The organism is Stenotrophomonas sp. GD03654 (genome assembly GCF_029845105.1).
GTDB classification, from domain to species: Bacteria; Pseudomonadota; Gammaproteobacteria; order Xanthomonadales; family Xanthomonadaceae; genus Stenotrophomonas; species Stenotrophomonas africana.
On record NZ_JAOCLC010000019.1, the window covers coordinates 57,550 to 70,135 of the forward strand.

Consider the following 12,586-nt stretch of genomic DNA (forward strand, 5'->3'; position numbering starts at 1 on the left):
GCGCCTCGCGCTGATCGGCTGGCTGTCCCTGCTTGCGGCGTGTTCGCCGCAGGCAGCGGACAGCGCATCGGATGCAGCGATCGTGTAGAGCCGAGCGTGGGCTCGGCTCTACAGAAGGCTTACGGCTGCTTCGCGCCGAAATTGCCACAACCGTGGTACTGGCGGGTGCCGATGGTCAGATTCACCTTGGCTTCGAATGCCTCGCCGCTCATGTCATCCTGGCAGGTGGTGCGTTGGAAGCTTAGCTTGACGTCGGTGCCATCGGACGCCTTGCCACTCCAACCGTCAGCACCTTCGGTGGGCGTGGCGACGTCGAAGCGACGCTCGCCATAGTCAACTTCCACCTGCAGGCCCGGCGCGTCGCCGTCGACAACCGCCAGCCAACCGGGCTCATTGCCGGTGGCACGGAATGCGGCCTTTCCGGCACTGCCATCGCCTTCGGTGGGTTCGATGGCGTGGCACTCGCGATCGGCCTCGCCCTTCAGGCTCAACAGGCCGTCATCGCTGCCCTTGGTCCAGAAGCTGTTGCCCTGGCCATCGCCATACTTGGCGCCGGATGCCGCGCGTTCGGAAGTCATGGCGAAGGTACGCTCGCCGATCACCACCGTGGCTGCATCCTCGCCATTGAAGGTCGCGCGCACGCTCAGATCACCACACTGGTAGGCGGTCTCGCTGCCACCTTCGGTGCCGGCCCTCGGCGGCGGCGTGGCACGCGGGGCATCATTGCCACCCGCGGCGGGCGGCTGGGCTGGCTGGCACGCGGCGAGCACCAAGCCGAGGGAGGCTGCCAACAGACTGGGAACTACACGCATGGCTCGACTCCTTGTCGACACTACAGAGAGGCTCGACCCTACCATCTGGCGGTGAGCGGGGCCTGAAAGTGGCCTGACCGCACTCATGCGGCCAGTACCGCCATCGACAGCAGCTGAGCGCCACCGTCGCCGGAACTGCAGGTCCATACCCGCAGCAGGCGCAGCTTCACCACGCGCTCCTCGCCCTGCTGCAACACTGACAGCCGCACATCGCTGGACAGCAGTGCCAGGCGGCCACACAGAAGGGTTTCCACCGCCTGCAGCTGCAGGCTTCGTACCTGCAGGCCGCCGGCCAGCCAATCGCCCAGCCAGGGCAGATCGAGCATGCGGCCGCCGTGGCCATCCATCATGAACAACGCCGGCGATACCAGCGCGGTCAGCGCATCGTGATCATTTTCCAGCAGGGCCGCGCACAGGCGCTGCTCCAGCACCATCAACTGTTGCTCGTGCAGATCTTCAACGATGTTCCGTTCCATCCACGGTTCCTCCCGGCATCGGCCGGCGCCTGCGCAGGCGTTGCGCGATCCACTGCCGCGCGCCCTGCACTACTACATAGAAGACCGGTACGAAGAACACCGCCAGCACGGTCGCACTGACCATGCCGCCGAACACACCGGTTCCAATCGCCTGCTGGGTTTCCTTCGACGCGCCCTGCGCCAGCATCAGTGGCACCACGCCCAGCGCGAACGCCAGCGAGGTCATCACGATCGGCCGCAGGCGCAGCCGCGCGGCCTCCAGCGCCGCTTCAACCAGGCCGCGACCCTGCTGCTGCAGCTGGCGCGCGAACTCGACGATGAGGATCGCGTTCTTCGCCGACAACCCGATCACGGTGATCATGCCGACCTTGAAGAACACATCGTTGGGCATGCCACGCAACAACACCGCCGCAACCGCACCGAGCAGGCCGAGTGGCACCACCAGCATCACCGCCAGCGGGATCGACCAGCTCTCGTACAGCGCCGCCAGCACCAGGAACACCACCAGCATCGACAGCAGCAACAGCCACGGTGCCTGCGCGCCCGATTCGCGTTCCTGCAGCGACTGGCTGGTCCACTGCAGGGCAAACCCAGATGGCAGCTTCCCGGCCAACCGCTCCATCTCCGCCATGGCCTGACCGGTCGACACGCCGGTGGCCGGCGCGCCGGACAGGTTCAGCGCCGGGAAGCCGAGATAACGCTGCAGCTGCAGTGGCGCCTCGGTCCAGTGCGGGGTAACCAGCTCGGACAGCGCCACCATGCCGCCTTCGCTGTTGCGCACGTACAGCTTCAGCACGTCCTCCAGCTCCATACGGTACGGCGCATCTGCCTGCAGGATCACCTGCTGCAACCGGCCCTTGTTGGGGAAGTCGTTGACGTACTGCGAGCCCATCGCCGCTGACAGCGTGCTGCTGATCTGCTCGAAGCCCACGCCCATTGCCTCGGCCTTGGCGCGGTCGATGTCCAGCCGCACGCTGGTGCCTGCCGGCAGGCCATCGGCGTGCACCTCGGACAGCAGCGGGCTGGCCTCGGCCAGCTTCAGCAGCTGCTGCAGGGCCGCGCGCAGTTCGGCCTGGCTCTGCCCGGTACGCGCCTGCAGCGCCAGCGAGAAACCGGAAGAACGGCCCAGGCTGTCGATGGCCGGCGGCATCACGCTCATCACCTCGCCCTCGGCAACCGTGGCCATCGCCTTCTGCGCGGCCTCCACTTCGCCGGCTGCGGTGGCGCCTGCACGCTCGCCCCAGTCCTTCAGCATGGTGTAGGTCAGCGCCGCACTCGGGCCCGAACCGGAGAAGCTGTAGCCGAGGATGGCCTGGTTGGAACCGATGCCCGGGCGCGAGGCCACATGCCGCTCGTACGCTTCCACCACCGCCAGTGTGCGTTCGGCGGTGGCTTCGGCCGGCAGCTGGATCGAGGTCATGAAGTAGCCCTGGTCCTCTTCCGGCAGGAAGGCGCCCGGCAGCCAGTGCAGGCCCAGCAGCAGCGCCGCCACCAGCGCGGCAAACACGCCCATGACCCGCCCGCTCCGCTGCAGCACCGACGCCACACCACGCTGGTAACGCCCGGTCATCCGCTCGAAGCCACGGTTGAAGGCGCCGAACAGCCCGCCACGACCATGATGGCCATGGGTGTTCGGGCGCAGCAGGGTCGCGCACAGCGCCGGGGTGAGGCTCAATGCCAGCAGCGCCGAGAACAGGATCGACACCGCCATCGCCACGGTGAACTGGCGGTAGATCGCGCCCACCGAGCCGCTGGCCAAGGCCATCGGGATGAACACCGCGGTCAGCACCAGGGTGATGCCGATCACTGCGCCGGTCAGCTCACGCATCGCCTTGATGGTCGCCTCCCGCGGTGGCAGCCCTTCTTCGGCCATGATCCGTTCCACGCCTTCGACCACCACGATCGCGTCGTCGACGATGATGCCGATTGCCAGCACCATGCCGAACATGGTCAGCACGTTGATCGAGAAGCCCAGCGCCAGCATCACCGCGAAGGTGCCCAGCAGCGCGATCGGTGCGACCAGCGCCGGAATCAGCGTGTAGCGCCAGTTCTGCAGGAACAGGTACATCACCGCGAACACCAGCAGCATCGCTTCCAGCAGCGTCTGCACCACCTTCTGGATCGAGATCTTCACAAACGGCGCGGTGTCGAACGGAATGCTCGATTCCACGCCGCGCGGCAGCAGCGGCGCCAACTCGGCCATGCGCTCACGCACTGCCGAAGCGGTACGCACCGCATTCGCGCCCGGGCGCAGCTGCACGCCGGCGGCGGTGGCCGGATGGCCATCCTCACGGGTGCCCCAGGCATAGCTCTGCGCGCCCAGCTCGACGCGGGCGACGTCGCCCAGCAGCACCCGCGAACCGTCGGCCCCGGCACGCAGCACAATGGCGGCGAACTGTTCCGGCGTGGACAGCTGGCCATCGGCGCTCAACGGCACGGTGATGCGCTGGCCCGGCACACCTGGCGAATCGCCGATGCGCCCTGGTGAGATCTCCAGGTTCTGCTGCTCGATGGCAGCCGCCACGTCACCCATGGTCAGCCCGTAGCCGGTCAACCGGGTCGGGTCCAGCCACACGCGCATCGCCTGCTCGGCACCGAACAGCTGCACGCGGCCGACGCCATCGATGCGGCGCAGCTCCTCGATGATGTTGCGCGCCATGAAGTCGCCTAGTGCGGCCTCGCTGACGCTGGCGTCCGGCGAACGCAGGCCGACCAGCATCAGGAAACCCGAATCAGCGGCCTCCACAAACAGGCCGTTCTGGCGCACGCTGCGCGGCAGGCGCGGCTCGATCGCCTTGATCCGGTTCTGCACGTCCACCTGCGCCAGCTCCGGGTTGGTACCCGGCTTGAAGGTCGCAGTAATCGAGGCTTCGCCGGAGGTGTCCACCGACGACTCGAAGTACAGCAGGTGCTTGACGCTGGACAGCTCGCGCTCGATCAGGCCGACCACCGCGTCATTCAGCGTCTGCGGGCTGGCGCCCGGGTAGCTGGCGTAGATGCTGACGCTGGGCGGCGCGACCGCCGGATAGCGCTCCACCGCCAGCCGCGGGATCGCCAGCACGCCGGCCAGAATGATGAAGATCGCCAGCACCCAGGCGAACACCGGGCGATCGATGAAGAAACGTGCCATGTTGGATTTTCCTGGAGGGACCGGCCCGGGAAAGGCTCAGCCCTTGCTGCCGGCCTGCACTGCACCGGCGCTGGCGACCGGCATCTGCCAGTCGCGCGCATCGACCACCACGCCTTCCTGCAGGCGTTCCTGGCCCTCGACCACCACCTTCTCGCCCACCTTCAGGCCCGTACGCACCAGCCACTGGCGATCAACGCTGCCATCGACCTCCAGCGTGCGGATCACCGCCTTGCCATCGCCACCGATCACCCAGGCATAGGCCTGGCCACCGGCGCTGCGCAGCACGGCCTGCTGCGGCACGGTCAGTGCACTGGCCGGCGCGCCACGCGGCACCTTCGCGCGCACGTACATGCCGGGCAGCAGCTGGCGCTGCGGGTTGTCGACCAGGATGCGCAGGATCACATCACCGGTACGCGCATCGACGTTGATGCCGGAGAACAGCATCTGGCCTCGCTCGGACAACGGCTTGCCGCCCGCACCGATGATCGTCACCGGCAGCTCGCCGCCGCCGGCAGCACTGCGCTGCAGCGACTCCAGCTGCGCGGCCGGCTGGCGCACATCGACGTAGACCTGGTCGATCTGCTGCACCACCGCCATCGGCTCGGCATCGGCCACGCCGACCAGTGCACCTTCGGTCACCAGCGCCTGGTCGATGCGGCCGGCAATCGGCGCGCTGACCGTGGCATAGCGCAGATCGAGCTGGCGACGCGCCAGGATCGCGCGCGCTTCGTTCACCGCGGCACGGGCCTGTTCGTACTCGGCACTGGCATCGTCGCGGTGTTGCTGGCTGACCGCCTGCGCGGCCGCCAGCGCATGCAGGCGCTGCGACTGCACGCGGCTGCGGCCCAAGGCTGCCTCACTGCGTTGCAGCGCGGCCAGTGCCGAGTCGACATCGGCACGGAACGCCGCCGGATCGATCTGGAACAGGGCCTGGCCGGCGCGCACTTCCGCACCCTGCTCAAACAGCCGGCGCTGCACGATGCCGCCCACCTGGGCACGGATCTGTGCGGTGCGTACGGCGGCAACGCGGCCGGGCAGTTCGTCATCGCGCTGCACGACCTGCGGGCCGACCGTGACCACGCTGACGCGCGGTGCCGCTTCGGGCGTGGCTTCGGGGGCGGAGCAGGCCGTCAAGGCTAGGGCGAGGGCCGCGATCAACGCGACCGGAGTCCTGAAGGTTCTCATTGCTGTGCACAATGCCGCGCGGGCGGCTGATAGGTTCTGAAGCGTGGAGTGTGCGTGGCGATGATGGGGTTTCGATGGAGGAACTGTGGAGATACGATGGAGGCAAGCACCTTAAGGCCCCGCCCCTGCATGCATGCCGCCCCTGCCCTCGCCGCCCTCGTCCTGATCGTCGAGGATGAGGCCGAGATCGCCGATATTCTCACCGCCTATCTGGAACGCGAAGGACTGCGTACGCTGCGCGCCGCCGACGGCCACAGCGCCCTGGACCTGCACCGCAGCGCCCGCCCCGACCTGGTCCTGCTGGATGTGCAGCTGCCCCGCCTGGATGGCTGGAGCGTGCTGACCCAGCTGCGCCAGCGCGGTGAAACACCGGTGATCATGCTGACCGCACTGGACCAGGACCTGGACAAACTGACCGCGCTGCGCATGGGCGCCGACGACTACGTGGTCAAGCCGTTCAATCCAGCGGAGGTGGCAGCACGCGTGCGCGCCGTGCTGCGGCGCACGTTGCGCGCATCACGCGTGGACGCACCGACCGCGCTGCGGGCGGGCCCGCTGCTGATCGACTCGGCTACCCATGCCGTGCATGTGGAGGGCGAAGGCTACAGCCACGAAGTGCTGCTCACGCTCACCGAGTTCAAGCTGCTGCACTGCATGGCGCTGGCGCCGACGCGCATCTTCAGCCGCAGCGAACTGATGCACGAATGCCTGCCGGAAAGCGAAGCGCTGGAACGCACCGTCGACAGCCACGTCAGCAAGCTGCGCCGCAAGCTGGACGAAGTGGGCATGGTCAATGTTCCGGCCAGCGTGCGCGGTGTCGGCTACCGGCTGATGGCCGACCGCTGATGGCCCGCCTGCGCCGCTCCGGGCTCAGCCGCCACATCATCGTCTCGATGTCGCTGATGGTGATCGGCGTCATCGTGATGATGATCCTGTCGTCGTGGCTGCTGTACGCGGTGCTGGTCGAGTTCTTCCCCGGCAGTGCCGAAGAGCCGGAAAGCTGGCTGCCGACCGGGCCGGAGCTGGCGTGGATGGTCGGGGTGATCCTGACCGGCCTGGCCTTGGCCATCGCCGCCTCGTTCCGCCTTGCCCATCGCATCCTGTCGCCCTTGAATTCACTGGTGGACAGCGTGCGCGCACTCGCCGGCGGCGACCTCGGTGCGCGCGCCAGCGTCGAGGAAAACTCACCGGGCGAAGTGGCAACCCTGGTCGAGGATTTCAATGCGATGGCGCGGCGCCTGCAGCACATGGAGAGCGAGCGCGCGATGTGGCATGCGGCCATCGCCCATGAACTGCGTACTCCAGTGACCATCCTGCGCGGGCGTCTGCAGGGGCTGGCCGAGGGCGTATTCCAGCCGGACGAATCCCAGTTCCGCAGCCTGCTCGCGCAGGTCGAGGGCCTGTCGCGCCTGATCGAGGATCTGCGCGTGCTGAGCCTGTCCGACAACGCGCGGTTGGACGTACGCCGCGCACGCACCGACGTGGTGGCCGAAGTGCATTCGGTAATGACGTTGGTCGACCCGCAGTTCCGCGCCGCCGGCTTCGTGCTGGAGCTGGAGACCAGCCGCGAGGAACACAACGCGCACTGCGACCCGACCCGCCTGCGCCAGGCCCTGCTGGCGCTGCTGGAGAACGCGCGGCGCTATGCCAGCCCCGGCAAGGTGCGGATCGCCGTGCACGACACACCCGGCCACGTACAGGTGTCGATCGAGGACGAAGGTCCGGGCATCGACCCGGAACTGCACGCGGATATCTTCACCCCGTTCATGCGCGCCGATGGTTCGCGCTCGCGCCAGGGCGGTGGCAGCGGGCTCGGCCTGGCGGTGGTCAAGGCCATCGCCGATGCGCACGGCGGTCGCGTCTACTGCATCCCGGGCAGCACCGGCGGCAGCCGCTTCGTCATCGAACTGCCGCGCCAGTAGCCGGACTGGCTGCCTGCGTGCGCAGGTGTGCACCCAGTGCGACCAGATTGGCATCAATCGCATCCATTTCGTTGCGCTGCTTCACCGGCAGCTGCTGCCGCAGCTGCACCCGCAGCGCCTGCCACGCCGGCACCGCCTGCGCACTGGCCGTGGCCACGGTTTCAGACAACAGCGACCGCTCGTCGGCCAGCGGCAGCCCATAGCCCCCCTCCTGCAGCAGCGTCCCCGGGCGCAGCCACTGCCCGCTCTGCTCCAGCAACTCCCGCAGGCTGCGCGTTTCAGCGCTGTCCGGTGCGCCCAGCAGCTGCCGCTTGAGCACATCGCGCGCACGCAGATCGGCGCGCCGCTGCGCGGCCTGTTCCAGCAGCAACAGGCCGGCGCTGGCGCGCAGGTCACCCTTCAGCAGCCACGGCGCCCGTTGCTGTGCAGGCAGCTTCAACCAGCCGCGCACATCGCGTGTGGGCAATGCCAGCTGGGCTGCGGCCACGCCGAACAACTGCTGGTAGTGGTCGCGTGCCGAAGCGAAGTAGTAACCCTGCGTCTGTGCTGAATCGCGATCAGCCAGCACCTGCTCATCCAGTACCTGCAGCCGCGACAGGCGCCGCTTCAACCCACGCGGACTCAGCTGTGCCAATCCAGCCTGACCCAGCCGCGGCACCCCCGCCTGCAGCAGCTTTGCGGTTTCCACCGCGCAGTTGTTGCTGACGAAGTAATAGCGCCCGTCATAGCTCCAGTGCACTTGTGCAGTGCGCTCGAGCAGGCTGGCGATCTCGTCGCGTTGCAGCAGCAACGGCAGTGACTGCAACCCGCGCAGTTCTACCTTGGTGTATTCGTCCACCACCTGCTGCAGCGGCAGCACGAACAGGCGCGACGGGTAGCCGCCGGTCAGGCCGCGCCAGTTGGAAATCTGCACGTCGCCGACGAACGCGCGGAACGACAGCACGCGGTGATACTCAAGGTCCAGGCGACAGTCCGGCCCTGGTGCGCGGCCCGGCTTGCAGATCACCAGCCGCAGCATGCTGTGGCCCCAGCGGCTCATCGGCTGCGCACTGCCTTCGGCGAACAGGTAGTCCACGGCGTAGACGCGCGCCGGCTCGAGTTGCAGCAGCGATGCTGCGCCTTCTTCCGATTCGGCCTGGAGCAAGGGCAGCGTCGTAGCGCACTGCGGCTGTGGCAGCGACGGCGGCGTTCCGAAATGGGCCTGGTACCACTGCGCCAGCGCCGGGCGCCGGCACGCAAACTCGGCATCGAGCACGAAATGCTCGGCGTTCACCGCCAGGTACTCGGCCGGGTCCTTCAGCTCATAGGCATCCGGGCTTCGGTCATGGAAGTCATTGCCGCCGCGACCGAGATGCCAGGGCTTGCGCTGCCATCCGGCCAGGTCTCGCCAGCGCGCACTGCGCGACCAGTTCGCCCCCGTACGGTCGGCAACATGGGTCAGCTCGTGCACCAGCGCACTGCGGCGTGCACGGCGCGCGCCGGGCACGGCATCATCCAGCAGATCGCGGCGCAACGTGATGCGACCGGCGAAGGCGCGGCCATGCACATCAGCTGGCAGGTCATCACTCCAGTGCACCTGGACCTGTACCGGCAACGCGCGCCGCAGGCCATCAGGAAGCAGTGACTGCACGTCGGCCAGGGTCTGGCTGGCGAGCTGCTGCTGCGCCGGATCGAGACCGGCGGGATCGAGCTGCAGGCGATCAGCCGCATGGGCGGAAGGGATGAGCAGCCACGCCAATGCGGCGATCCACTCGCACCGCCCGCTGCGCCTATGTGGAGCCGAGCCATGCTCGGCTGCTGTTGGGATCCGCATGCGCCGGGCATCCAGCCGAGCATGGCTCGGCTCTACAGAAAGCGATGACGCCGAGGTCATGCAGCCCGGATCAACGTGCGAGCAGCGCGCGAGCCAGTTCCAGATCGCTCTGCTGCTGTGCGGCAGCGCTTTGCTCACGCAGGTGGACCAGCGCGGCCTGCAGGCGGGCGCCACGGATCTGGCCGTCGCTGGCGACGAACGCAGCGGCATCGTCGCGTGCAGCCAGCACCACCTTGTCATCACCCGAGCTGCTGCCCGAGGAACCGGAGGAAGCACCCGTGGCCGAACCGGCCGACGTGCCGGCGAAGCTGGAAGCGAAGCCGGCCAGCGGCAGGGACAGCAGGGCGAGCAGCAGAAGCGGACGGGTCATCGGTTCGAAGCCGGTTGTGAGGATCCGTGGAGCGTAACGGGTGCGTGAAGGTTTTGCCCGGCTCAAACGTCGAACAGCTTGCCGGGATTCAGCCGCGCTTGGGGATCGAACGCGCGTTTGACCGCCTTCATCAGGGCAATCTCGGCTGGGCCACGGGTGCTGTCCAGGTAGCCCTTCTTGACCAGGCCGATGCCGTGCTCGGCCGAGATGCTGCCGTCGAAGCGCGCCAGCACCTGCGCCAGCAGCTTGGTCACCTGCTCGCACTGCGACACGAAATCGGCGTCGCTGGTGTCATCGGGCTTGAGCACGTTGATGTGCAGGTTGCCGTCGCCGATATGGCCGAACCAGACCACGTCGAAGTGCGGATAGGCCTGCCCGATCAGTGCCTGGGTCTCGGCCAGGAACGCCGGCATCGCCGAGATCCGCACCGAGACGTCATTCTTGTAGGGCTTGTAGCGCGCCAGCGATTCGGTGATGCCTTCGCGCAGGCGCCACAACTGGGCCGCCTGGGCATCGCTGGCACTGATCACGCCATCGCTGACCCAGCCGTTGCCCATGCAGTCTTCAAAGGCGGCCATCGCCGCCGCTTCCTGCGCTTCGTCGTTGGCGGCGAACTCGGTGACCACGTAATACGGATGCACCTCGTCGAACGGCGCCTGCGCACCGTGCGCCAGCACATGTTCCAGCGCGCGGTCGGTGAAGAACTCGAAGGCCTGCAGCTGCAGGCGCGCGCGGAACGCAGCAAACACCTGCATCAGCACTTCGAAACTGGGCAGTGCCAGCAGCATCACGTTGCTGGCCGGCGGCGGATCGGTCAGCTTCACCGTGGCTTCGACGATCACGCCCAGCGTGCCCTCTGAGCCGATCAGCAGCTGGCGGAAGTCATAGCCGCTGGAATTCTTGATCAGGCCCTTGTTGAGCTCCAGCAGCTCGCCGCTGGCGGTGACCACCTTCAGCCCGGCGATCCATTCGCGGGTATTGCCGTAGCGGATCACACGGATGCCACCGGCATTGGTGGCGATGTTGCCGCCGATCGTGCACGACCCGCGCGCGGCGAAATCCACCGGGTAGATCAGGCCGTGGTCCAGCGCAGCGTTGTGCACGGCTTCCAGCGGCATGCCGGCCTGCACCACCAACGTGCGATCGACCGCATCGTAGGCCAGTGCCTTGTTCATCCGTTCCAAGCTGAGCACCAGCTCGCCGTTGGCAGCCACCGCGCCACCGGAAAGGCCGGTACGGCCGCCGGATGGCACTACGGCCACGCCCTCGCCGGCACTCCAGCGCATCACCGCCTGCACCTCCTCGACCGTGGCCGGTAGTGCGATCGCCAGCGGCGCCGGCGTCCAGCGCCGGGTCCAGTCGCGCCCGTAATGCTCCAGGTCGGCCGGGTCGGTCTTCAGCTTCAGGCCGGGACAGGCCTGCTGCAGCGAGGCAATGCGGGAATCGGTCATGACGGTCCAGCGCGGTGCGTGAAGAACGGGCAAGCGTGCCAGCGGCACGCGTCAGCGTCCAGCCCCCGCAGCCGTACAGATAGCTACGGATGCAACCAATTGCGCACTGCACCATGGCCGCTGCGATCTGGCATAGTGGTCAGCCCCTGTCCCACTGGCCGTGTCGCCCCATGTCGCCGAAGAAGACCTCGTTCCCGAAGCAGGATATCCGCGTGCTGTTGCTGGAGGGGGTCAGCCAGACCGCCGTGGAGGTGTTCAGCGCCGCCGGCTACAGCCAGATCGAAGCGCACACCAAGGCACTGCCCGAGGACGAACTGAAGGCGCGCATCGCCGAGGCGCACATCGTCGGCATCCGTTCGCGCACCCAGCTCAGTGCCGAGGTGCTGGCCGAGGCCAAGCGCCTGATCGCGGTGGGCTGCTTCTGCATCGGCACCAACCAGGTCGATCTGGACGCGGCCGAGCTGGCCGGCATCCCGGTGTTCAACGCGCCCTATTCCAACACCCGCAGCGTGGCCGAGCTGGTCATCGCCGAAGCGATCATGCTGACCCGTGGCATTCCGCAGAAAAATGCCGAATGCCATCGCGGCGGCTGGTCGAAGTCGGCCAGCGGCAGCCATGAAGTGCGCGGCAAGACCCTGGGCATCATCGGTTACGGCCACATCGGCACCCAGGTCGGCGTGCTGGCCGAATCGCTGGGCATGCAGGTGATCTTCCACGACGTGGAAACCAAGCTGGCGCTGGGCAATGCCCGTGCAGCGGCCAGCCTGGACGACCTGCTGGCGCGGGCCGACATCGTCACCCTGCACGTGCCGGAGACCCCGTCCACGCAGTGGATGATCGGCAGCACCGAGCTGGCGAAGATGCGCAAGGGCGCGCACCTGATCAACGCCGCGCGCGGCACCGTGGTCGACATCGATGCACTGGACGCGGCCCTGGCCAGCGGCCACGTCGGTGGCGCCGCGCTGGACGTGTTCCCGGTCGAACCGAAGGGCAACGGCGATATCTTCGAATCGCCGCTGACCCGCCACGACAACGTGATCCTGACCCCGCACGTGGGCGGCAGCACGCTGGAAGCACAGGACAACATCGGCATCGAAGTGGCGGCCAAGCTGGTGCGCTACAGCGACAACGGCAGCACCCTGTCGGCAGTCAACTTCCCGGAAGTGACCCTGCCCGAACACGCAGACAGCCTGCGCCTGCTGCACATCCACCAGAACGTGCCGGGCGTGCTGTCCAGGGTCAACGAGATCTTCTCGCGCCACAACGTCAACATCGACGGCCAGTTCCTGCGCACCGACCCGAAGGTGGGCTACGTGGTGATCGACATCACCGCCAGCGAGGCCCAGGCCGCCGCCGTGCGCGACGAGCTGGCCGCGATTGCGGGCACGCTGCGCACGCGCATTCTGTATTGACGCGGATCCCGCCAT

At 67.7% G+C, this 12,586-nt stretch carries 10 protein-coding genes; 3 read left to right on the plus strand and 7 right to left on the minus strand.

From position 1 onward, the window contains the following. Nucleotides 1-119: 119 nt before the first annotated feature. From N5J73_RS09535 to N5J73_RS09550, 4 genes are all read right to left on the minus strand, one after another. Nucleotides 120-812, minus strand: coding sequence for an MliC family protein (locus N5J73_RS09535; protein ID WP_049447135.1), 693 nt, complete (start codon nt 810-812; stop codon nt 120-122). Between the two features lie 83 nt (nt 813-895). After that, complete coding sequence (locus N5J73_RS09540) at nt 896-1,288, minus strand: nuclear transport factor 2 family protein (protein ID WP_049447137.1); 393 nt, start codon at nt 1,286-1,288, stop codon at nt 896-898. Then, complete coding sequence (locus N5J73_RS09545; RefSeq protein WP_049447138.1) at nt 1,269-4,418, minus strand: multidrug efflux RND transporter permease subunit; 3,150 nt, start codon at nt 4,416-4,418, stop codon at nt 1,269-1,271. Before N5J73_RS09545 ends, N5J73_RS09540 begins: the two co-directional genes overlap by 20 nt. 36 nt (nt 4,419-4,454) lie before the next feature. Then, on the minus strand, nt 4,455-5,603 hold the full coding sequence (locus N5J73_RS09550; RefSeq protein ID WP_049447140.1) for an efflux RND transporter periplasmic adaptor subunit: 1,149 nt from the start codon (nt 5,601-5,603) through the stop codon (nt 4,455-4,457). Between the two features lie 129 nt (nt 5,604-5,732). Here N5J73_RS09550 and N5J73_RS09555 point away from each other — a divergent pair, with 129 nt between their 5' ends. Beyond that, nucleotides 5,733-6,449: a response regulator gene (locus N5J73_RS09555; protein WP_020424480.1), complete on the plus strand. Its 717-nt coding sequence runs from the start codon at nt 5,733-5,735 to the stop codon at nt 6,447-6,449. Then, on the plus strand, nt 6,449-7,525 hold the full coding sequence (locus tag N5J73_RS09560; protein ID WP_049447141.1) for an ATP-binding protein: 1,077 nt from the start codon (nt 6,449-6,451) through the stop codon (nt 7,523-7,525). Before N5J73_RS09555 ends, N5J73_RS09560 begins: the two co-directional genes overlap by 1 nt. Here the strand turns inward: N5J73_RS09560 and N5J73_RS09565 are convergent. The 3 genes from N5J73_RS09565 to N5J73_RS09575 all read right to left on the minus strand — a co-directional run bounded on the left by N5J73_RS09565 (nt 7,503) and on the right by N5J73_RS09575 (nt 11,159). Next, nucleotides 7,503-9,263, minus strand: coding sequence for a DUF4105 domain-containing protein (locus N5J73_RS09565; protein ID WP_279940869.1), 1,761 nt, complete (start codon nt 9,261-9,263; stop codon nt 7,503-7,505). The two genes, N5J73_RS09560 and N5J73_RS09565, sit on opposite strands and share 23 nt — an antisense overlap. Before the next feature lie 145 nt (nt 9,264-9,408). Beyond that, nucleotides 9,409-9,708, minus strand: coding sequence for a DUF2388 domain-containing protein (locus N5J73_RS09570; RefSeq protein WP_049447145.1), 300 nt, complete (start codon nt 9,706-9,708; stop codon nt 9,409-9,411). A gap of 62 nt (nt 9,709-9,770) precedes the next feature. Then, nucleotides 9,771-11,159, minus strand: coding sequence for an FAD-binding oxidoreductase (locus N5J73_RS09575; RefSeq protein WP_057501502.1), 1,389 nt, complete (start codon nt 11,157-11,159; stop codon nt 9,771-9,773). A 170-nt stretch (nt 11,160-11,329) separates the two neighbouring features. Here N5J73_RS09575 and serA point away from each other — a divergent pair, with 170 nt between their 5' ends. Then, complete coding sequence (serA, locus tag N5J73_RS09580) at nt 11,330-12,571, plus strand: phosphoglycerate dehydrogenase (protein WP_049447148.1); 1,242 nt, start codon at nt 11,330-11,332, stop codon at nt 12,569-12,571. Nucleotides 12,572-12,586 lie beyond the last annotated feature (15 nt).